Origin of the sequence: Fervidobacterium islandicum, assembly GCF_000767275.3 — a bacterium.
Lineage (GTDB): Bacteria > Thermotogota > Thermotogae > Thermotogales > Fervidobacteriaceae > Fervidobacterium > Fervidobacterium islandicum.
On record NZ_CP014334.2, the window covers coordinates 1,012,723 to 1,034,147 of the forward strand.

General features: G+C 39.0%; 20 protein-coding genes. 14 read left to right on the plus strand and 6 right to left on the minus strand.

Annotated elements, in window-relative coordinates:
* The first annotated feature begins 27 nt into the window (after positions 1-27).
* The 12 genes from NA23_RS04770 to argF all read left to right on the plus strand — a co-directional run bounded on the left by NA23_RS04770 (position 28) and on the right by argF (position 11,978).
* On the plus strand, positions 28-3,090 hold the full coding sequence (locus tag NA23_RS04770; RefSeq protein WP_033190904.1) for an S-layer homology domain-containing protein: 3,063 nt from the start codon (positions 28-30) through the stop codon (positions 3,088-3,090).
* Positions 3,091-3,110: 20 nt separating this feature from the next.
* A complete protein-coding gene (locus NA23_RS04775) occupies positions 3,111-4,112 on the plus strand; it encodes an ABC transporter permease (protein ID WP_033190903.1) in 1,002 nt (333 codons plus the stop codon).
* A gap of 23 nt (positions 4,113-4,135) precedes the next feature.
* Entirely contained in the window at positions 4,136-5,017 is an 882-nt protein-coding gene (locus NA23_RS04780; RefSeq protein ID WP_033190902.1) for an ABC transporter ATP-binding protein, read from the plus strand.
* Between the two features lie 18 nt (positions 5,018-5,035).
* Complete coding sequence (locus NA23_RS04785; protein ID WP_033190901.1) at positions 5,036-6,163, plus strand: ABC transporter permease; 1,128 nt, start codon at positions 5,036-5,038, stop codon at positions 6,161-6,163.
* An 84-nt stretch (positions 6,164-6,247) separates the two neighbouring features.
* Complete coding sequence (locus NA23_RS04790) at positions 6,248-7,108, plus strand: phospholipase D-like domain-containing protein (RefSeq protein WP_249477148.1); 861 nt, start codon at positions 6,248-6,250, stop codon at positions 7,106-7,108.
* 6 nt (positions 7,109-7,114) lie between these two features.
* Positions 7,115-8,122: an L-threonylcarbamoyladenylate synthase gene (locus NA23_RS04795; RefSeq protein WP_033190899.1), complete on the plus strand. Its 1,008-nt coding sequence runs from the start codon at positions 7,115-7,117 to the stop codon at positions 8,120-8,122.
* Positions 8,123-8,154: 32 nt separating this feature from the next.
* Complete coding sequence (gene hslV / locus NA23_RS04800) at positions 8,155-8,715, plus strand: ATP-dependent protease subunit HslV (RefSeq protein ID WP_033190898.1); 561 nt, start codon at positions 8,155-8,157, stop codon at positions 8,713-8,715.
* Positions 8,716-8,740: 25 nt separating this feature from the next.
* Positions 8,741-9,022: a DUF503 domain-containing protein gene (locus tag NA23_RS04805; RefSeq protein ID WP_033190897.1), complete on the plus strand. Its 282-nt coding sequence runs from the start codon at positions 8,741-8,743 to the stop codon at positions 9,020-9,022.
* 33 nt (positions 9,023-9,055) lie between these two features.
* Positions 9,056-9,634: a bis(5'-nucleosyl)-tetraphosphatase (symmetrical) YqeK gene (gene yqeK, locus NA23_RS04810; RefSeq protein ID WP_033190896.1), complete on the plus strand. Its 579-nt coding sequence runs from the start codon at positions 9,056-9,058 to the stop codon at positions 9,632-9,634.
* 11 nt (positions 9,635-9,645) lie between these two features.
* The gene (locus NA23_RS04815; protein ID WP_033190895.1) at positions 9,646-10,377 is read left to right on the plus strand and encodes a hypothetical protein; all 732 of its coding nucleotides are present in this window, start codon (positions 9,646-9,648) and stop codon (positions 10,375-10,377) included.
* Positions 10,378-10,419: 42 nt separating this feature from the next.
* Positions 10,420-10,872, plus strand: coding sequence for a hypothetical protein (locus NA23_RS04820; protein WP_033190894.1), 453 nt, complete (start codon positions 10,420-10,422; stop codon positions 10,870-10,872).
* 164 nt (positions 10,873-11,036) lie between these two features.
* A complete protein-coding gene (gene argF, locus NA23_RS04825) occupies positions 11,037-11,978 on the plus strand; it encodes an ornithine carbamoyltransferase (protein ID WP_014451518.1) in 942 nt (313 codons plus the stop codon).
* Between the two features lie 61 nt (positions 11,979-12,039).
* Here argF and NA23_RS04830 read toward each other — a convergent pair whose 3' ends face one another.
* The 5 genes from NA23_RS04830 to NA23_RS04850 are packed head-to-tail and all read right to left on the minus strand — an operon-like array spanning position 12,040 to position 17,197.
* Complete coding sequence (locus NA23_RS04830; RefSeq protein WP_249477150.1) at positions 12,040-13,761, minus strand: hypothetical protein; 1,722 nt, start codon at positions 13,759-13,761, stop codon at positions 12,040-12,042.
* The gene (locus NA23_RS04835; protein WP_033190892.1) at positions 13,746-14,135 is read right to left on the minus strand and encodes a Mini-ribonuclease 3; all 390 of its coding nucleotides are present in this window, start codon (positions 14,133-14,135) and stop codon (positions 13,746-13,748) included. Before NA23_RS04835 ends, NA23_RS04830 begins: the two co-directional genes overlap by 16 nt.
* Position 14,136: 1 nt before the next feature.
* Positions 14,137-14,520 carry a DUF1667 domain-containing protein gene (locus NA23_RS04840; protein WP_033190891.1) on the minus strand — a complete coding sequence of 128 codons (384 nt, stop codon included), beginning with the start codon at positions 14,518-14,520 and terminating at the stop codon, positions 14,137-14,139.
* Positions 14,517-15,758 carry an NAD(P)/FAD-dependent oxidoreductase gene (locus NA23_RS04845; protein WP_033190890.1) on the minus strand — a complete coding sequence of 414 codons (1,242 nt, stop codon included), beginning with the start codon at positions 15,756-15,758 and terminating at the stop codon, positions 14,517-14,519. Before NA23_RS04845 ends, NA23_RS04840 begins: the two co-directional genes overlap by 4 nt.
* The gene (locus NA23_RS04850; protein WP_033190889.1) at positions 15,755-17,197 is read right to left on the minus strand and encodes an NAD(P)/FAD-dependent oxidoreductase; all 1,443 of its coding nucleotides are present in this window, start codon (positions 17,195-17,197) and stop codon (positions 15,755-15,757) included. Before NA23_RS04850 ends, NA23_RS04845 begins: the two co-directional genes overlap by 4 nt.
* A 186-nt stretch (positions 17,198-17,383) precedes the next feature.
* On the opposite strand from NA23_RS04850, the gene tmk reads away from it, so the two are divergent.
* Positions 17,384-17,983 (plus strand): dTMP kinase, encoded by a 600-nt coding sequence (tmk, locus tag NA23_RS04855; protein ID WP_033190888.1) that lies wholly within the window; start codon positions 17,384-17,386, stop codon positions 17,981-17,983.
* A gap of 13 nt (positions 17,984-17,996) precedes the next feature.
* On the opposite strand, the gene fliQ is transcribed toward tmk, so the two are convergent.
* On the minus strand, positions 17,997-18,263 hold the full coding sequence (gene fliQ, locus NA23_RS04860; protein WP_033190887.1) for a flagellar biosynthesis protein FliQ: 267 nt from the start codon (positions 18,261-18,263) through the stop codon (positions 17,997-17,999).
* A 90-nt stretch (positions 18,264-18,353) separates the two neighbouring features.
* On the opposite strand from fliQ, the gene NA23_RS04865 reads away from it, so the two are divergent.
* On the plus strand, positions 18,354-21,380 hold the full coding sequence (locus NA23_RS04865) for an LVIVD repeat-containing protein (RefSeq protein ID WP_033190886.1): 3,027 nt from the start codon (positions 18,354-18,356) through the stop codon (positions 21,378-21,380).
* The last annotated feature ends 45 nt before the right edge of the window (positions 21,381-21,425 follow it).

The window sequence follows — 21,425 nt, forward strand, 5'->3', positions numbered from 1 at the left end:
AAAATTTCTACCAAGGGGGGAAGTCACATGAGGAAAAGTATCTTTAAAACGGTATTCATTGTCTCATTTGTGTTACTTTCAGTAGTTTTGCACGCAGAATATAAGGACGTCCCGCAATCGCACTGGGCCTACGAAGCTGTTGAAAAGATGAGCAGCCTCGGAATTATCTCGGGGTTCCCTGATGGAACATTTAGAGGAAATGAAACGGTGACCAGATATCAAGTTGTTATGTTGCTTTACAGGTTATATTCTCTATTTGATGAAGGTCTTAAAGAAATAGATAATAAAGTTACCAATATTCAAGCAAAGTTTTCTGAAATACCTCAGCAGAGCCAAGTTTCAAGTATTCAACAATCTGTTGATACACTTCGCAAAGAACAGGATGAAACAAAATCGACTTTTAGAAAGGATATAGAAGAAATCCAGTTATCCATAAGCAGGCTTTCACAAGAACTTAAAAAGACATCCGAGGATCTCAACGCCTACAAATCAACCCTCAATAAGTCCGTCACTTCCATAAGTTCTGTCGAACAAAAGGTAAATACGTTGAACGAAACTCAGGAATCTCTAAAAAAATCAATAAATGAACTAAATAGCAAGTATACAAGCCTGAATTCCCGCCTAGATACCCTTGAGAAGTCTTCCAAAAGCCTTTCCGACTCAATTTCAAGAATCAGCGATTCATTAAAGGAACTTGAAAATAGTCTGAATTCCAAACTTAAACAACTTCAAGATGCTCTTCAGAGCCAGAAAGCAACTTCTGCTGCCGAAAGCAATGCGGACGTAGAAGCTGAAATCAAAGAGTTAAAGGAAAGATTAGCATCTTTGGAACTTTTAAAAGCCGATGTTCAAAATTTGAGCAGTAAAGTTTACGAAATCCAAAGCTCTATACTTGAGATAAAGTCTCTTAAAGAGAAAACTTTTGCTACAGAACCGACTACACCAAGTGAAGACGATATTTCAAAGATACTCGTAGAAATTGTTTTTTTGCAGGAAAGTATCTCCACCCTATGGAAAAGCGACGCGAAAATTCAAAACGAGCTTGATACACTGAGCAAGAAGGTCGATAATCTTTCAAAACAGCTTGAGACTTTATTTGGAGAAGATGAAGAAATAAAGAAGAGATTAAACGAATTATTCGCGAAGATCAAAGAAATTTCCGAAAAAAGCCAAGGTAAAGATACACAACAGTTGGTCTCAGAGCTAAAATACAGTGAAACTTTGCTTGAGGAACTTAAAATCAAGATTCTTGAAAGTGCTGAAATTAAGGCATTAGAAGAAAGTTTAACAAAGGTTTCAAGTATAGAAACCACGATGAATTCTTTGGCAGAGAAATTAAATCAACTGGAGAAGAAATATCAACTAAGCAACAATTATGCTGACAAAGATGAAATTGAGAATCTAAAGCGAGAAGTACAGTCTGTCAGAGAATTGCTAAGCGAGTTCAAAGTATTACCTGCTGATGATAAAAAAGTTCAAACCCTATTGCAGGAGATCCAAATGAAAAATCAAAGGATTGATGAAATAGAAAGAAGATTACAAAGCGTTTCTGACAAATATATCGAATTGGCCAGGTTAACAGATGATTTAGTTGCAAAGGTCTCGCAGATATCCGGAAAGCTTTCCCAGGATGCTAATTATCAAACTCTTATTACTGAGATGAATTCTCTAAAGGATAAGGTCAAGAAAATAGAAGACGACGTTCAGAAGCGAGCAACAACGGCTCAGCTGAATTCTGTCAACCAGAACATACAGAAGGTGTTATCTCTGACTTTAGACATCCAGGAAAAAATTAAACAAATTGAAAGCAGGTTGCAAGACTTAGAAAGTTTAAGGGACAGCAATGTGCAAAGAGCGGATAGTGTATCGTACTCAAGTTCAATTGGTACCTTTGATACCAACGTAGCAGGAGAAATTTCTGATTTGAAAAGTACTGTTAATTCAATCAGCAAGTTGGTGGATGAGTTACAGAAACAAACTGTTTCTCTGGCTAAAACCGTTGAACTTGATGCCGGTAAGATCTCGTCTATATCAACAAACTTCGATTCTCTGACTGATAAGGTAAAATCCATTGATAAAGAAGTAGTAAATCTAAAAACAACAGTATCTAAGCTGGCAGAAAGGATCGAAAAGATAGGAGAAAATCAAGAGGTCTTTTCAAAAGAGGTTTCTGAAAAGGTCCTTTCGATAATTCCTTCAATTAATGAAAAACTCGAATCATTGGAAGTAAACTTGCAGAACTTAGCAAAACTTTGTGACACTCTCTCAAATGAAACAAAAGTACTTAGTAATTCATTGAACGGAATCAAGGCAGTGCAACAAGCAACACAGCAAGTTGTGGCAGACCTTAAAGAAACAGTGGGTAACCACGAGCAAAGACTTGATTACCTGGAAAAGAACATTCAAGTTACGAACAACCTCATAGACGAAATTAATAACCGAATAGTAAGTAAAAACATTGCTTTAAGTGAACGCATTGATTCTTTGGAGAAACAAGTTAAGGAACAAGACGAAACTATTTCAAACACGCATGTGGTGATTGTAAACATCGAAAATAAAATCACTAGCATAGAAAAATCCCTTGAAACATTTGCAACAAAAGATATCTTGGAAGCAAGATTAAACGAGAGTTCATCTCAATTTTCTGAGAGCATTGAAAATCTCAAAAACGATATATTCGAAAGAATTGAGGAAATTGAAGAACTGATATACAAAGAAGTTCAAAAAATCTCTTCAGATCAGGAAAAAGCACGTACAGAATTGACGGAAGTTAGAAAGTTGATAGAGGAAACCACAACTGATGTAGAAAATGCTAAAGAAGAAATTAACATGCTAAAAACTGTTACTCAACAAACTCAAGAACAAATTCAGCAGAATCAAGAACGAATCAGCAATGCTTATGAACAAGTAAAAACATTGAACGAAAGTAAAGCTGACAGAGAACAGGTTTCACAGATTTCAACTTCTGTGAACAATTTGGAAAAGGAACTGAACAGTTTGAAAGCCGAGAATAGCATTTTAAAGAACTGGTTGGTAATCTTTGGACTAGCTATAACTGGTATCATCGTCTACCTTGTAATAAACCAATAGCTCAGAAAAAGGAGAATAACATGCTTTTTTACTCATTTCTTCTCGTAAATTTTAGAAACAGATTTCTATTTTTTATGAATCTACTTCTTCCAATAGTTTTCTTAATACTATTCGGCGCAGTATTTGGAAAGCAACAGACGAATACGTCTGTTGCTTTTTACTCTGATAGACCTATCGAATTAGATTTCGAAAACTGGACAAGGCTTTCAGAAATACCCATCAAAGAAGAAATTGAGAAAAGTTCATACGACGCAGTTGTGATTGCCAGAGGTGGAAAAGTTGAAGTTTTCCTAAAGTCAAATCTATTTCAAAATGACTACGAACTCGAAGTCTTTAGATTGCGCTATTCTGGAAAGAACACAGCGAAACCTGTTGTAGTTAATCCGCATCCTGTAAGTATTGGTAGAGAACTAAGCTCTCTTGAGTACATCATGATTGGTGTTGTTGCTGTATCGCTACTTTCGGTCGGAATGAACGCTGGCGTTAGTATTTATTCCGAGTATGTGAGATATGGCTTGTTTAAAAGGCTCTCTGTAACCCCTGTCTCTCACCTCGAGTTGTTTCTCAGTTGTGCTGGAGCAAATGTATCAACTGGTATCGTTTCCTCCTTTGTTGTGCTCCTGCTTTCAAAAGTCATATTCAACGCCAATTTGATAGTTGGTTTCACAAAACTGCCCGTATATTTTTTGGTTGTCGTCAGTTCCGTTTTGGCAAACCTAACAATTGGAACAATCTTGGGCCTACTGTTTAAAAAATCGGCCCAAGGTATCGCACAAGTACTTTATACGATATTCATATTCTTCTCAGGTGTCTACTTCCCAATTGACTTCCTACCGAAAGCTCTACGCTTCGCTTCTTATATTACAACTCCAAGATACGTTCACTTGTTATTTCAAAAGGTTTACGAAATCCCTGTCCTTGATGATTTCACTTTTTACCTGATTAACTTCGTTTTTATCCTATTAGGATTAGTTGTGGGCAGTTCCGCAACAAAGAGATTACTCCTTTTAGAGAATAGATAGCAAAGCTGTGGTAGGTGATATTCATGGAAGCAAGCAATCTAGTACTTGTTGCTACAGACCTTAAGAAGTACTACCAATCAGTAAAAGCGGTTGATGGAGTTTCCGTAGAACTTCGAAAAGGGGAAGTTATTTCCATACTTGGACCTAATGGAGCAGGTAAGACAACGACCGTTGAAATGCTGGAAGGATTAAGAAAACCAGACAGCGGGCAAATAGTTTACTTTGGTAGTTACGAGAAAACGGTCGATGAAGTAAAGGAAAGAATCGGCGTCTGCTTACAGGAGAATTTCTTTTTCGAAGACCTTACAGTGCTCGAAACTCTTAGGTTGTACGCATCTTTCTATCAAAAGAATCTTGATATAGATGAGATCGTTGAAACATTTCAGTTAGGAGAAAAGTTAAAGACAAAAATAAGGCATCTTTCTGGAGGTCAAAAACAACGGTTGGCTGTTGCTTTGGCATTTATAAACGATCCAGATATCGTTTTTCTGGATGAACCTACAGTTGGTTTGGATCCACAAGCTCGGAGGCACTTGTGGGACGTGATTTTGAAATACAAGGACGCTGGAAAATCGATAATTCTTACAACGCATTATATGGATGAAGCACATCAACTATCAGATAGAGTTTATATTATGGACCACGGGAAAATCATCGCGCACGGTACCCCACAAGAATTGATAACTTCATCAAATCTGAATTCTGTCATCGAATTTCCTAAGCAGTACGCTGACAAGGTCAATATTCAGGAATTAATAATTTCTGGAGAATACGCGTATGTCACCGTTAACGATCCAATACCGGTTATAGAAAAACTCCTTTCCGCGAACGTCAGAAATTTCGTACTAAGACACCCAACACTTGAAGATGTATTTCTGAAACTGACCGGTCGTAAAATTGATTAGAAATCTGGGAGGAAATCCATGAAAGTACATGGTTTAAAGGAACTCTTCGTTTCATTATTTAAGCAGTTCTTTCTAAGGTCAAAAGAATCAGTCTTTTGGCTTGTACTATTTCCAAGCATACTGTTCTTAATCCTAACAACTATATTCGGAAACGTAGAAGAAAACGTTGAGTTAAAAGTTAAAATTCTGGGTGAAAGTAACATTTTGAAGAAAGCCTTTGAAAATATACAGCAGTTCAATGTAGTGTTTGTAGATTTTGCCAACGATAATGAACGTTTGTCCAAGCTGAAAGAACTAGAAAAGGAGTTACGTGCAGGAAAGATACACGCATATGTAGTACTTCCTGAAAATTTTGATTCACAACTCCAGTTAGCGCTCTTTCTTCAAAAAACGCAGTTTCATCGTAGAGTTTTAGTTGATATTTATTACGTTCCGCTAAGGCAGGAATCAAAACTTGCGGGAAATATTTTGTCAAGCGTTTTTGATTCCCTCGGGATAAAAGAATCGGTGTCTCTTGAAATCCACAATTTGTCCAAAGCTGAATTCGAATACAACGAATTCATTTATCCGGGAGTTGTTGGGATGGCGTTCTTGTCGGTCTTTCTTTTTGGTTTCTTGAGTGAGGTTGAATACATCTACAGAAAAGGTGTACTACGTCGTTTTTACACAACACCGGTTAACATTATCTACGTGCTCGTGTTCATTGCTATCGTTGATGTAATCCAACTCGTTTTGGGAATATCTGTCTTAAGCTTTTTTGCTATTTTAAAGGGTGTGGATGTTATTAGCTACTTACCTTCTCTTCTTTTGCATGGCTCTATCGCATGTATTCTTCTAACCTTATTAGTCTTAAACGTTTTGATAATCTCCAATAAAAAAGCCTCAAGGATCTTCGTTTTTGGGCAGATCTATTTCCAAGTTCAGATGTTCGCAGGAGGTTTTTATTTCCCATTGAAGTTCGCAAATCCGATAGTTAAAAGCATAGCTAAAATTTTGCCGCTTACGTACATTGTAGACGCTATGCGTATGACAAAGCAGCTAAGTGCATTAGAAAGTGGACATTTTCTTGTTCCAGTGGTGTATATAATTATTATGTCAGTTAGTCTTGCGATTTTTTCGAAACGGCTAAAGGTATCCGAATCTTAATAAAAGCACATAAAACAAGGGACGAGAGCTTTCATGAACGTATATGACGGTTCGAAACTTGTTTTAGGAATTTGTCTTTTGATATTGCCCGCCTTAGTAATCATAGGTTTGTTACTTCCAAATGTACTAAATTCACCGTCAAATGTTTCTGTATACTTCACGGAACAAGAACCGCTAACGAATCTTGCTGTGAACTTTATCAGCTCATCTGATACTTTCCTTTACGTATCTGCTCTCGATGTTAGTCATCCGGCGATTCTCTCAGCTCTCAGAAACCTTCAAAGCAGAGGTGTCGATGTTAAAGTAATAACTGAAAAAGCCGTGGTTGGATTACCTTCGAAGATTGATGCTTCAAAGGGATTACACCATGTAAAGTTTATGGTAAATGACCACGGTGTTTTATTTGGCTCAGCCAATTTCAGTATCAGTGGTTTAGAAATGGGACTAAACGATATACTTGTATTTCCACGAAGTTACACTCAGAGATTTAAAGAGTTCTTCCTATATATTTGGAATTATGGTAAAATTGGAACAGTCAAAGACTTTCTGGTTTCACCAGTCGATAATGCTGAAGGACTTGTACTAAAATCAATACAAAAGGCGCATAGAAGAATCTATATCTGCATGTATGCATTTACCGACAAAAATATACTGACCGCAATAAAATGGAAGCAGAGTCAAGGAGTAGACGTAAGAATAGTCACAGATAAGTGGTTTCTTGGTAGTCCTATATCAAAGTACCTTCGAAACCACGCAAAGGTAATTAATAAAAGGATGCTCCATCATAAATTCATAATCGTTGATAATCAACTGTTCACAGGTTCTACAAACTACACAGAAAGCGGTTTTCACAGAAACGTCGAAATGATTTGGAGTACAAAGAATCGAAGAATCGTTAAGTTGTATGAACAAGTTTTCGAAGCACTGACGAATGGGAGTTGGTAAGTAGCAATGAGTAAGATAATTATCGAAACAAAGGTCATCAAGATAAACGATTTGTACAACGATTCCATCGAATACGCTTGCAATATTCTTAGAAAGGGAGGACTAGTGGCCTTTCCAACGGAAACAGTTTACGGGCTTGGCGCACTTGCACTAAATCCAGATGCAGTTAGAAGGATATTTGAAGTAAAAGGAAGGCCACAGGATAATCCATTGATAGTGCACCTTTCTAGTCTTGGACAACTGGAAAGTGTTGCTTACCTCGAGCCAAGGTACTTGAATATAATCAAAAAACTAACACCAGGGCCTGTAACGTTTGTGCTCAAAAAGAAGAAAAACATTCCTCTAGTAGTAACAGCAGGGCTGGATACCGTCGGCGTTCGCATACCTGCTCATCCTGTTGCTCAACGATTATCCCAATGTGCAGGGCCAATAGCAGCTCCAAGCGCAAATCTTTCTGGCAGACCAAGTCCCACGGATGCTAAGAGTGTGATTGAAGATTTGTACGGGCGTGTGGAATGCATCATCGATGCCGGTGAAAGCGCTTTTGGAATAGAATCGACAATCATTGATTTAACAAAAGAAAAACCTTTGGTCCTTCGTCCAGGACCTGTTACTATAGAAGAACTGAACGAAATATTCGGAGAGTTCGGCGGTGTGGAGTATTATGTTCCTAAGTCAAACGAAAAGCCCTTGGCACCAGGCATGAAGTATAGACATTACGCTCCAGAGAAAAACTTAAGCCTCGTTGAAAAAGATAAAATAAGCGATTATGCTAATAAGGATGTTTTGATTTTGTGCACACGTGAAACCTACGAAAAGTATTTGAAAGGTGCCAAAAATGTACATATAATTGGGGAATTTGGAAAGCCATACACAATTGCACAGAACCTCTACAAAAGTTTGAGATTTGTTGATAAAAGCTCTTATCCAGAAGCTATTATCGAAAAGCTTCCAGAAGAAGGTATATTCTTTTCGATAATGAACAGGATCAAGAAAGCGGTTTCCAAGCAATGAAAATATACTTGATTCAGCAGGAGGGAAAAATCATGTCCGAATCTGTAGAAAGAGAAGAAAAACTTTGGCATTCAACTACCGTTCTAGCAGTTAGGAAAGACGGAAAGGTTGTTATGGCCGCCGATGGTCAAGTTACCTACGGAGCAACGGTTATGAAAGGCACGGCAAGAAAGGTCAGAAAGATTGGCGATGGCAAGGTACTTGCAGGATTCGCAGGTGCAGTTGCAGATGCTATGACGCTGCTTGAACGTTTTGAGACAAAATACAGGGAATGGAATGGAAATCTGCTGAAAGCAGCAATTGAACTTGCAAAGGATTGGAGATTGGATAGAGCTTTAAGACGACTCGAAGCCATGCTCATTGTCGCTGATAAGGAACACCTTTTGATTCTTTCAGGAACTGGCGAAGTAATCCAACCAGACGAAGATATAGCTGCAATAGGTTCCGGTGGTCCATATGCATTGGCAGCGGCAAGGGCGTTGATTAGAAATACAAATCTAGATGCAAGAAGCATCGCAGAGCAAGCTATGAAAATCGCCAGTGAGATATGCATCTACACTAATGAAAATATAACGGTCGAGGAATTAGAATAAAATATAAGTGGGTGCACTAACGCATATGGTAGTTGGATACGGAACAATACTCATAAAGCTCTTCGGTGTCAACTCATTGAAAGAAAAACGGAGCATAGTGCGAAGCCTTGTAAATGATTTGAAAAAACGGTTTGAGATATCCGCAATTGAATCGGGAAGACAAGATTCAAAAGACTACATTCTCATCGGAATCGCTTTTGCAACACTTAGTGAAAACGACGCCGAAGCAAAATTAGATAGTATTGAAACTTACGTAGAAAGCAGGTACACTATAGAAGAATTCACTTACGATTTTCATCATTTCTGATTTTTTGAAAAGCTTGTAACTAGGAGGTAACGTATGAACGCTGAATTCATAATAGAAGACCTTAAAATACTAGTAAACAAACTGGTAAAGCCTGAAAGAATTGAACATGTGAACGGTGTGGTTGACTTTTGTTCTCGGTTAGCGAAAAGATACAATCTGGATAGCGACAAACTGACAATTATGGCACTTGCCCACGACCTATTCAGAGACGTACCAGAGAAAAAACTTAAGAAGATGGCTACTGCCTATCAAATCCCTGTTACAGGTATCATCGAAAAAAGACCAATCTTGTTACACGGACTTGTTGCGGCTGAATTCTTGAAAAGGAAGTATAAGATAATCGACGAAGACGTGCTATTAGGAATCGCTTATCATACTTCTGGACATCCGGATTTCGGGCCTTATGCAAAAGCTCTTGCCCTGGCCGATTCTCTAGAATTGACAAGACTTTATGAAAAGGTTAACCAGCTCAGGGAAATAGCTTTTTACGACTTAAATGTCGCATATTTTGAGATAATCAAAAATAAAATCATATACGCAGTAACGCACGACCTTTACCTATTACCACTGACAACAGAAACGTGGAACAAATTGGTTGAGAGAAAGGAGTGAACCCAAGGATTATGAAAACAAACAAAAGCTACGTTGGTAAACAAAGAAAAAGAACAGAAGGCGGTTACGGAAAGATAGTACTCATAATTTTAGGTGTAGCTGTTATCCTTGTATTTCTTTATTTTGGTATCAGAATTGCCGCAATAAGGAATTCCCCAGATTTCGACTTAAATAAAATTTCTGTTTATTATTTCGTTTATCCAGTTAATACTTCAAATATCGAAAATCTTGTAGAAACCAAAGCAAAAAATAAACTTCTCATCGTCAGCGGAGAGAAAAAAGCAGTATACATGATTGATGTTCCTGTGACGCTTTTTATTAATTCAAAAAAACTCGATGCCACAAAGGGGAGTCCAAGAGACTTCTTAACTTACTTCGTTGATTTGCTCAGTTTGAAACCAGATTATTCCTATGTAGTTTATCAAAAAGAAGAATTCTTTCAAAAAGCCAATGTAAAAGATATAAACAACTTAGTTCAAGTATACAGTAAACATGGGCTCAGGCTATCAGACTATTTATCCTTGTCCAAACAGGTAACAGCTCTACGACCAGAATCTGCAATAACGGAAGCCGCGCTTGCAAAACTTTACTACGTACTGGGGAGATTCAGCATAGAAACAATGGAACTCCCACTGATTACGTCTATGCCAATAAAAATAACTGTTGATGGTAATGTCTATTACAGGACGTATTTGGACGAAGAAAAGTTGCCCGAACTCGCAAAGAACTTTCAGAACAAGTAACCTTTGGAATATTCACAAATACAGAGAAGGAGGAGGGATAGTATGAAAAAAACTCTTGTCGTTTTAGGCATTTTTATGATACTTTCCTTGGGGTTGGCTTTTGAACTAAACGTAGGTGCTTTTTATTCCTTTAACCAAACATGGTTGGTAGTGGCAGAGGTGAATTCATTTTCTCAAACAGCAAACACACCTAACACAACAACTGGATTTACCGCAATGTTCTTAACAGACTTTTCAAACCGTTATCTTGGTATGCTTGGAGGAATCGCTAAATACGATATGAAACTTGACTTTGGAAAAGTTTCATTGTACGGAGCAGGAGGAATGCTCTTTCCGATAACAGATTTTGGTTTCGAGAAGATAACAAGTATTGTTCGTGTTGGTGCGAAATACTATGCTGGCAGTATAGTTTTCAACACAGGTATCTTTTCATTTTATCTGTCCGATAATTCGAAAGTTGAAGGTGTCGAATTTCTCTTGGGTTACACCTTTTAATCAGTAAATACCTGTTCATTTTGCCGTATATTTTTGTATGCACAATCTTACACACGTATGCGTTTAGAACGAATGCTTGAAAAACAAAAATTGTTCGTGTACTATAGTTCACAGTCAGAAGACATAATCTTCTATAAACTTATAGCATAAGGGAGGTACTGCGTATGGCAGTAAATATGAAGGGTCGTTCGATTCTTTCACTCATGGATAACACACCGGAAGAAATTCGCTACTTACTCGACATCGCAAAACAGGTCAAGGCAGAAAGCCGAGCTGGGATCAGGCATCAAAGATTTGTAGGTAAAACTCTTGCGCTAATTTTCGAAAAGAGGTCCACGAGGACAAGGTTGGCTTTTGAGACAGCGTTTGCCGAAGAAGGAGGTCATCCAATATTCCTCTCTATACAAGATATCCAGCTTGGTGCGAAAGAATCGATCGAAGACACAGCAAGAGTGCTAGGTAGAATGGTTGACGCAATTGAATTCAGGGGCTTCAAACAAGAGACAGTTGAGATTCTTGCCAAGTATTCAGGTGTGCCCGTTTACAACGGTTTAACGGATCTATTCCATCCAACTCAGGTTTTGGCAGACCTTCAGACAATCGAAGAAGAATTTGGTAGGCTAAAGGGCATTAAACTTGTTTTCATGGGAGACGGAAGAAACAACATGGCAAACTCTCTCATGGTCGGAGCAGCAAAGATGGGTATGCACTATGTTATCTGCTCACCAGAATCACTCAGACCGGAAAAATGGCTTGTTGACGAATGTATGAAATTTGCAAAAGAAAGTGGCGCAACAATCGAATTCACAGACAATCCTGATGAAGCGGTCAAAGGTGCTGATGTCATCTACACAGACGTCTGGGCATCTATGGGCGAAGAAGACAAAGCAGCAGAAAGAAGAAAATTGCTCCAGCCATACCAGGTCAACGAGGAATTGATGAGAAAGACAGGAAAACCAGAAACAATATTCATGCACTGCTTACCAGCTGTAAAAGGAGAAGAAGTTACTTTCGAAGTCATTGAAGGAAAACAATCAAGAGTCTGGGACGAAGCAGAGAACAGAAAACACACGATAAAGGCAATACTAATAGCAACTCTGCTGTAATAAACACCAAAATAGATAATTAAAGCGGTGGCCTGCACCACCGCTTTATTTTTGAATAATATCACATCTTTTCTACGAGCTTGTAAAGTGTTTTTGCCGCAAGATAGGTACCTTCTTTTTCGTATCCCTCTACTCCGAGCATCGTTCTTATCTCCCCAACTCTTACACCGGTTTCAAACATTTTTCGCAAGAACGTCTCAGCAATCTTATGGTGTTCTTCCTTTCGTTGAACTGCACCAAAGGGATTAGCAAAGTAACTTTCGGTCATTCCTTCCTCCGATGTAGTCCCTTTTGACATTCTTTTACCGGCCGAAAAGACTTCCAGCGCCTTTTCAACGTTGTCGAAGAAAACAACTCTTTCTTCATCATTATGGACTTCCGTGTAATTGTTAGCGTACAGAAAGAAATCTATAGGTGTTGGCGTAATTACCTCTTTGTAGTTATTGAACGGTACTATCACCCTTGCGTTGATCTTATCAGGATTCATAAAGATACTCCTATCCATTGTGTAATAGGCATATCCGGGTGGGAGGTCGTCGAGTCTGACAAAGGCTCCTGTTTCTGTTCCATAGGCAACTACCCTACCATTGAGGATATCTAAAGACCCCATATCGTCGATAATAACATCTACGTATGCTACTTCTTCCAATCTATTCAGAGCATCAAGTGTTTCACTCTTCCCTGCACCGCTGTCACCCACAAACATAGCTACCGCACTCTTTCCATTCTTTAATACTATACGCGCCATAGAGCCATGAACAGGTAATTTTCCTTGGTCTATCCTTATCAAATTGTGTAGTGTCAGCATTGTCTTTTTCATATACCCGAAATAGTCATTCTCATCTAAAGCAGGGATTACTCCAACGTAGAGTTCTCCATCTTTAAATACAACTCCGTTCTTCCATTCGGGTTTGTAATCCGGGATACTTTCAACCGGCAAACCGAATATCAAAACACCGGATGTTTTCTTGCTCCTAATATCAACAATATCGGCGAATTGGAACAAGTTGCCTAAACCAGCCGCATGGGAAAGGTATTCTTTATGAACGAACACATAAACCAAAAGCTCTGCCACCAGCACAGGTACAAGGAACCAATCTCTTTCTCTGTTGCTTAGTTTGATTTGGTTTAATACTTGTTTCTCCACAACTGGTAATACACCTTTTCGTTTATTCGACCTGGTGTAAAAGATAACCGGAGGGTCGAATATGGCACCCCAGACCATGGGAATATCTTTAAATGCTTCAAACCGTTCATCAGAAATTTCTATCTCGTCAACCAAAAATGTAACTTGAGCGCCGCTTGGAAGTTGTCTAATGATATTTGTATTGTCTGGTGATATATTTTTCATAATTGTGCGGTACAAGTTCCTTATCAAATTCTTGAATTCCTCAGCAATCATAACCGCTGTAAAAACGATGCTGGTCTTCCTTGCATTGTCGATAGTATACCTCTCTTTTTTAATCATGAACCTGTGCTTATTACGCCAAAAGGAGTAGAAGGAGTCTACGAACTTTGCTAAGTCATCTGGATTTACATAGTTGATGATTGTTGTAATTTCACGTATGTTCCTCAAAGTTAGTAGGTGAAGATATTCGATGAAATGCTTAACATCGTAATCATCGCCTATGCGAAAAGCTTCCAAAGTCCTCAAAAGCGGCGAATTCCTCTCTTTCAATACTGCAATGTACTCTCTAAGAAGGCTTTCGAAACCCGGGTTACTCAGTATCTCACTAGAGTCAGTGTAAACAATAGAGCCATCGATAATCACACTTCTTCCCATCGCAATCCCTCCTTTAGAAGAAACCCAAGACGCTCTCTATCTGTAAGATAAAGATATCCAACTAATGCTTCAAAACCGGTACTTTTAATGTAAAGGCGGTCATTACCATGCTTTCTTGCGCTCTTACTATTCATCCCACGACGTACAATGTCTCTCTCCTTTTCAGTAAGCAGTGTCATTATCCTGTCCAATGCTTTACTTTGGCCTTCACGTGAAACGTAGGTATTAGAGAGTTTGTGTAAATCCCTTGCCTTAACATCTTTTAAAATGTGCAGTTTAACGTAAAGATTGTAAACAGCATCGCCGAGATAAGCTAAGGTGTCGCTAGATAACTCTTCAGCATTAACTGTGGGAACTGGAAATACACACGACATGTCAAGCCGCATCTGATCTTTCTGCTCTTTCGACATTTCTGGTTGCAACAATATCAGCTCCTGTGTTAAGTATGTCCTTGATAATTACATCTCCAACTCTTACAGGTGCTTCGACCCTGGTATTTTTCAAAATATCCATAATTTTCATAACTAATCTCCTTGGTATTGGTTTGTTTGTCTTCACAGATACCAACGGTAGTTCTCCATTTAACACCAGAACACTCGAAGTTAATATTCTCAAAGGCTCAATCATCTCCTGTTTTCCATATTCGATTCCACGTGGGCATCTATTTCCAGAAACGATTATCTCTCCGTTATCCTCTTGCCTAACCGTTAATCTACAACCTAACGGACACATTATACAAACCATTTCTTCCACTTTCATTCTAACACCTCCACTACAATATCTCCACTCCCGATTTTTGACTCGGGAATCTTGATGTTAACCATTTCACTCGGTGAAAGATTAAGATGCTTTTTGCTGTATAGCAGATTGTTCCTTTGCTTTATACGTATGGTTCCCTCTTCCATCGGCTTTTTAACTCGTAGATAGATGTTAAGATTCGTCCCTTCCTCGTACCAAGACGGGAATAAAATCCCTACATTTTGACCTTTTTCTACAAAGAACTTTGCAGGTTCCCAACTGTTTTTGACGTACATCGCTGCAAACTTTCCTGCAACGGTCCCTTCTTCTGTAACCCAGTCGACGAGGTCGTATATTACTGTGCAGTTCCCAGCTGCGAAAATCCAATTCAAAGAAGACCTTCCAGAGCTTGATGTCACAATACCTTTCGTCCACGGGTCAATTTTAAGAAAGTCCTTGAATAAAGTTGTTTGGGGAATCAGTCCTACGGAGAGAACCAACGTATCAACTTTGAACTTTTTTTCTGTGCCAGGAATTGGCTTAAAATCTTTGTCGAGTTGAGCGATAATAACCTCTTCCAACCTTTCCTTTCCGTAAATACCTACAACAGTATGACTCAGGTAAAGTGGAATATCAAAATCTTTCAAACACTGCCTTATATTCCTTTCTAGTCCACCTGGGTACGGCATTCTTTCAACAACTGCTACGACTTCAACACCCTCAAGAGTAAGTCGTCTGGCCATTATCAGCCCTATATCTCCAGACCCAACTATTATAGCTTTTCGACCAGGTAGCCTGTTTTCCAAGTTCACAAATCTCTGAGCAACACCAGCTGTAAAAACACCGGCAGGTCTGGTCCCAGGAACAAGTATTCCACCCATAGGTCTTTCCCTTGCGCCTGTTGCAACAATAAGGGCTTTCGGCTTGTACAGTGTTATTCCTTCGACTGATGCAACGACTACTTCTTTTCTCTTATAATCTATTTGATGCACGTATTGCTCAACTTTAACATCTATATTCGGATACTGATGAACTATTCTCTTAATCCTTTCCGCATATTCAGGACCAGTTAATTCTTCTCTGAAATAATGCAATCCAAAACCGTTATGGATACATTGGTTCAAGACACCACCACTTCTGTCATCTCTCTCAACCAAAACTACCTCGTTAACTCCTTCTCTCGCAGCCCCGATTGCAGCTCCCAGCCCTGCTGCTCCAGCACCTATAACAAGAATATCGACATTTCTTTCTTTTATCATTTTCTCACCTTCCCTAATAGAATGAAACTACCTTCGCTGCGAAGTCTTATGTCCGAAGCATCAACTCCGAGTTCTCTTGCTAAGATTTTCATTATTCTGTGCATACAGAATCCTCCTTGGCAACTACCGAACATTGCGCGAGTTCTGAATTTTATTCCATCTATCGTTCTCGCACCTCGTTTAATGGCTTCCAATATTTCCCTTTCGGTTACCTTATTGCAGAAACATATCATCTTTCCGGCAAGCGGGTCTTTTTCGATTTCTTCATTCCATATCGAGGGTGGCAAATCTGCGTAGTGTTTTATCCTTTCTCTAGTAGCTTTGAAATTTCCTTTCTCATGAAACGTTTCGCCCATGGCTTCCTGAACTTCTTCGACCATAAACTTTGCAATTGCAGGTGCTGCAGTTAAACCTGGTGATCGCATGGCTATCACATTAAAGAAACCTGTCACACTGGTTCTACCTATAAAGAAATCCTTTTGAGGACTTTCTGGCCTTAAGCCTGCGAATGTTTTTATCGATGCTCTGAAATCAATCAGTGGTGCCATCTTCAACGCTCTGGATATCAGAGCCTCAAATCCTTCAAACGTAGTTGATGTATCCTCTCTGAATTCTCTTTCAGGTGGCAAATCGACGGCGGTTGGGCCAACCAAAATTCCGCCATCTACCGTAGGAGTAACAAGTGTTCCCTTGCCAAGAACGGAAGGCGTTGGGAAGAGAATGCTCTTTACAAAGCCACTGAATTCTTGCTTATCTAACAGGATGTATTCTCCTTTTCTTGGATGCAGCGGTACGAACTCTGCACCAGCCATTTTTGCAACTTCATCGCCGTACATTCCAGCTGCGTTAATAAGTACATCCACTTCAAATTCACCTTTGTTGGTTACAACCTTTTTGACCTTTTGGTTTTCTGTTACTATCTCCAAGACTTGCGTGTCAAGATACGGTTTTGCTCCATTTTCCACTGCGTTTTCCACAGCTGCCATAGCAACCATCCAAGGTTCTGTTATACCGGCTGTTGGTGCCCAAAGGGCAGCTATAACCTCTGGATTAACATTTGGTTCGTACGAAAGGATTTTGTCTCTATCCCAAATTTCTAAACCTGGTACTCCGTTTATTTCACCGCGCTTATATAGTTCTTCCAAAACTCTTACTTCGTCATCTTTAAAGGCCAGCACTAAAGAACCTATTCTTTTTAAATCGAACTGCAGCTCCTTCGCAAGCTCTGTGTACAATGAGTTACCTGGGACACAGAACTTCGAGCGAACCGTTCCTGGTTCATCATCGTATCCAGCATGGACAATCGCAGAGTTAGCTTTTGTTATGCCCATCCCAACATCCCAATTCTTCTCAAAAATTAGAACCTCAACATCATATCTACTCATCTCTCTGGCAATTAAGGCTCCAACAACACCTGCACCAATGATACCTACTCTCATTTCTTCACCCCCGAGTGCTAAATTGGAAAAATTTCCCTCGTAATTATTCTATCACAAAACCTACGTGCTCCGTATCAAAGTATTTGAACAAAAGTTCCTGTTATAATTTCTTAATTTTTTGAGCACTGGTGCTCTCAATTGTGGTATAATTTTCGTGAAAAGACATAGTAAAGGGAGGAGCTCACTGTGTTCGTATCATTCGAGGGAATAGACGGATGCGGCAAAAGTACGCAGATTGACCTTTTCACAAAGTATTTGGAATCAAACGGCATTAACTATGTTAAGGTGAGAGAACCTGGAGGCACAAAGTTAGGAGAAAGGATAAGGCAGCTATTGGTTAGTGAAGAAATGATCTCTCGAAGTGAATTATTGCTTTTTCTAGCTTCAAGAGCTCAGCTCGTTGAAGAAGTTATAAAACCCGCATTGAAGGAAGGAAAAGTTGTGGTCGCTGATAGATTTGCGCACTCAAGCGTTGCATATCAAGGTTGTGGCAGAAATTTGGGGATGGACGTTGTTAAAATGCTAAATGACTTTGCAACCAACGGAATCTATCCAGACTTGGTGTTCTACATCGATATCCCTGTTGAATTGGCAATGCTAAGGATAAGCAAAGAACACAGGGACAGAATTGAACGCGAAGGTGTAGAATTTTTCGAAAGAGTCAGAAGTTGCTACCAGCAATTGTGCAGAAGTGAGGAAAGTTTTGTACTAATTGATGGGACAAAAGATAAACAATCTATAAGTGGTGAAATAATAAGGATTTTTGAAAAGCACTATAAAATATGAATAAACCGTGATACTAAATCATAGACATGTACTTTTCTATGATGTCCTTGATAAAATCAAGCACACTTTCGACCATCCAACCAAAGAGGAACATAAGAGTCAGAAAGACGACTATAATGCGTGGTGCAAACGTTAGAGTCTGCTCATGGATCTGTGTTGCAGCTTGAAAGATACTAATCAAAATACCTACCGCGAGGCTAACAAGTAGCGGAGGTGTTATAAGTGTCAACAGCAATTGTATTCCGTGTTTTACGATATCCAGGAAAACCTCTATGGTCATAGCAGAATCTCCTTTCGTTTTTCAGTACTTTTTTACTTATTATAGCAAAAATATGGGAAACACTCAAATCCGATTTTTGGGGGGAGAGTTATGAAAGCAAGGTTAAAAACAAAGACCTATACTTTCCTCGGTATGTGCGCCTTGTCAATCTTTGTGGCGCTTAGTTTTCTATTCTCATGTACGTACGCACCAAAACCTGAATTTGGTAGCATCCAATATGACGGAAAAGTCTATTCTGATTTCAGTACGCCGATATCCGTTGTCAGGTCAAAGAATATAGTTGTGAACATGAAAACATCAGGAGATTATCGATACACGTACAAATTAGACGGGATCACGTTAATCGAATCAACCACTACTAACTTCTTATTGTTGAAAGACCACAATAGTAAGCTCCCTTTGTCCAAGGAATTCTTTATCAATACTCATACTCTAACGATCGTTGTTACTGTTTCCGGTCGAAGCGAAAGTCTCTCCGTACCTATAAGAATAGTGAATCAAAAGCCTGTGGTTATTATAGCTAAAAAGGGCGACAAGCAGATCTCAATTTCTATCATCGAACCCGATGGAGATACAATCAAGGAAAAGTCTATAAAGCTATACAAGGACGATAAAGAAATCTCCACCCTTTCTGAAGGTGATATTGATGTAAGTAGATACTCCCCCGGTAAGTATAAGATTATGGTTTCAGTTTCCGATGAATTCGACGAGTCGGAACAAGCTGAATATTCCTTTGAAATACAAGCGGGAGGAGCTATTCAGGAAACGAATGTTCCTCCAACAGTCAAAATCGTTCAACCATTCCAGAATGAATCAACGCCACCCAATCTTGTGTTAAGATACGTCGGAGCAGACGAAAACACAGGTGACATATTAGTTTACGATGTTGATGTCGCAAAAGCCGGTGATTCAAACGTACTGATTCAAGCACGTAAAACAAAATCAAATGAAATTGTAATACCAAACCTTGAAAGAAATACGACCTATGTAGCTACAGTAACCGTTTATGACTTGGCGGGTGCTTCAGCTACCGATAGTGTTACATTCAAAACATCTTCTAAAGAAAACTACTTATACGTTAATGCAAAGGACTTTGGAGGAAAATCTTTACTGTCGATACTCAAAGTAACTGATTTGGAGCGAATTTCGACAGTTGGCTCGTGGACTTACGATGGTTCAATCGAGGACTTTGATGTTGTTGAAGACTTCATATATGTTACTAGTGGATATGATTTGATTATCATTAATTCAAGAGACAAATACAAACCCAAAACAGTTGGTACATTAAAATTCGAGTCTACGCTATCTGCCATAAGAGTTTACAAAACCTACGGCATTGTTGGTGTTGGGTATGATAAGATAGAAGTCGTAAACTTGACTACCCCATCATCGCCGTCGGTATTTTCTACAAAAGCCGGTGAAAGGTTGTTCTCTTTCACTATACCAACACTGTACACAAAGAAGAATGGTGTGAAGAAAGATTCTATTAATATAACTCAAGGTAGGATAAATGACATAGTACTCTTTGGCGACAAAGCATACATTGCAGCTGACCTTGCCGGCATTTGGGAGTTAGATTTGTCGGTGCTTCCGAATATTACTATTAAGGATATAAAGAACGTCGTACCTGGTGACTATTCATGTATCGATGTAGGTACGGTTAACGATGAATGTGTACTGGCTTTCGGAGAAGGAAATACTGCAGGGATTGTTAAGTTACCAATCGCGACAACACCAGTTGCAACAAAACTTGATTATACATTCGATACTCCCGTAAGAAGAGTTAGAATACATAATGGAAAGATCTTCATACTTACAATGGATAGGTTTTACGAATGGGATGGAAGTGCAAGCACACAACCAACTTTAATAAGGAACATTCGCGGAAGCAACCTACATGATTTTTATTTCTTATACGAAAAAGATGGAACGGAAAATTGCCTACTATTCGATGAAGTACGTGGCATGTGGAGATTTAGAAAATTTGGAACAAAATATGAGCTCTACGAACCTAACAAAATATACTCTTCAAAAGACCACGTTCAATACGGTAAATTCATCTTTTTGATAGGAGATGGATTTGTCGGCAATAACCTTGATGGAGAAGGACTTTACGCTATTGACGCTAGAGATCCTTACAACTATATCGTACAAGACTACCTACTTGGCGAATACGAAAAGATAAAGCTCAATCCATATGGTTTAAATCCAAAAATCGCAGTTCAAAAGAAGTCTGAGAATAAAATTATCTTGTACGATTATAGAACAGAAAATCTTGATTTTTCTACCGATACAACCTTAGATTTATCTTCCTATAGTAAAGTTTACGATTTCGCGATTGATAGCAGGAACAATATATACGCACTCGTTCTGGATGGAACAACGAGTAAAGTTGTAAGGTTTGACTATAATACTTTTACAAAATCAGCTGAGACAACTCTGCCAGGAACAATTAGTCAAGCATTGCCTTACGTGTCATCCCCTGTTGAAACTGTTGAGCCGAAGAATATCGAACTTGCAATTGACAACCTCTCCAAGAGCAAGGAAACATTGGCTGTGTTAGTGGCTCTTGGCCGCGCAGGAAGCATGAAACTCTCTGCGGACCTTAATTCAGCTTCCTCAACAATCTTCACTAGATATTACTCTGTTCAAAAAGAACAAGACAGTTACACGCTAAAGAAATACAATCCCGGTTTCGATCAAAAGATAATTGCGGACAAATACTTTGATAGAATTTATGTGGCAGATGGAGAATACAACGGCGTATGGTTGATGGATAGGAACGGAGTAAACTTGCTTGACGCTGACGAAGATAAACTTTCTTCTATACCGCTTTTTGAAGGAGCACCTGCTAGAAATATTTCTTGGTTCGGCAACAAGCTCTTCGTAGCTGGCGGTGGATTTGGCTACAAGATAGTAGATGTTTATCAAAAGAAGCCTGTCGCTGAAGTGAACTTTTCAGGTCTAACGTACACATTTAACCTAACAAGTAACGATGACAAGTACCTCTTCGTTTCAACGGATAGCGGTTTAATCTTGTATGATATATCAAACCTTTCAAATATCACACCATTATTCACTCTTAGCATGCCAATGTTCAAGGTCATCGGAAGGTAAACAAGTAAATGCGTAATCAAAAAACTAAGGGGGTGGGGATAACCA

Excerpts from the sequence above, each read along its gene's own strand:
- NA23_RS04770 (WP_033190904.1), top strand. The coding sequence starts at position 28 with ATGAGGAAAAGTATCTTTAAAACGGTATTCATTGTCTCATTTGTGTTA.
- NA23_RS04775 (WP_033190903.1), top strand. The coding sequence starts at position 3,111 with ATGCTTTTTTACTCATTTCTTCTCGTAAATTTTAGAAACAGATTTCTA.
- NA23_RS04780 (WP_033190902.1), top strand. The coding sequence starts at position 4,136 with ATGGAAGCAAGCAATCTAGTACTTGTTGCTACAGACCTTAAGAAGTAC.
- NA23_RS04785 (WP_033190901.1), top strand. The coding sequence starts at position 5,036 with ATGAAAGTACATGGTTTAAAGGAACTCTTCGTTTCATTATTTAAGCAG.
- NA23_RS04795 (WP_033190899.1), top strand. The coding sequence starts at position 7,115 with ATGAGTAAGATAATTATCGAAACAAAGGTCATCAAGATAAACGATTTG.
- hslV (WP_033190898.1), top strand. The coding sequence starts at position 8,155 with ATGTCCGAATCTGTAGAAAGAGAAGAAAAACTTTGGCATTCAACTACC.
- NA23_RS04805 (WP_033190897.1), top strand. The coding sequence starts at position 8,741 with ATGGTAGTTGGATACGGAACAATACTCATAAAGCTCTTCGGTGTCAAC.
- yqeK (WP_033190896.1), top strand. The coding sequence starts at position 9,056 with ATGAACGCTGAATTCATAATAGAAGACCTTAAAATACTAGTAAACAAA.
- NA23_RS04815 (WP_033190895.1), top strand. The coding sequence starts at position 9,646 with ATGAAAACAAACAAAAGCTACGTTGGTAAACAAAGAAAAAGAACAGAA.
- NA23_RS04820 (WP_033190894.1), top strand. The coding sequence starts at position 10,420 with ATGAAAAAAACTCTTGTCGTTTTAGGCATTTTTATGATACTTTCCTTG.
- argF (WP_014451518.1), top strand. The coding sequence starts at position 11,037 with ATGGCAGTAAATATGAAGGGTCGTTCGATTCTTTCACTCATGGATAAC.
- NA23_RS04830 (WP_249477150.1), bottom strand. The coding sequence starts at position 13,761 with ATGGGAAGAAGTGTGATTATCGATGGCTCTATTGTTTACACTGACTCT.
- NA23_RS04835 (WP_033190892.1), bottom strand. The coding sequence starts at position 14,135 with ATGTCGTGTGTATTTCCAGTTCCCACAGTTAATGCTGAAGAGTTATCT.
- NA23_RS04840 (WP_033190891.1), bottom strand. The coding sequence starts at position 14,520 with ATGAAAGTGGAAGAAATGGTTTGTATAATGTGTCCGTTAGGTTGTAGA.
- NA23_RS04845 (WP_033190890.1), bottom strand. The coding sequence starts at position 15,758 with ATGATAAAAGAAAGAAATGTCGATATTCTTGTTATAGGTGCTGGAGCA.
- NA23_RS04850 (WP_033190889.1), bottom strand. The coding sequence starts at position 17,197 with ATGAGAGTAGGTATCATTGGTGCAGGTGTTGTTGGAGCCTTAATTGCC.
- fliQ (WP_033190887.1), bottom strand. The coding sequence starts at position 18,263 with ATGACCATAGAGGTTTTCCTGGATATCGTAAAACACGGAATACAATTG.
- NA23_RS04865 (WP_033190886.1), top strand. The coding sequence starts at position 18,354 with ATGAAAGCAAGGTTAAAAACAAAGACCTATACTTTCCTCGGTATGTGC.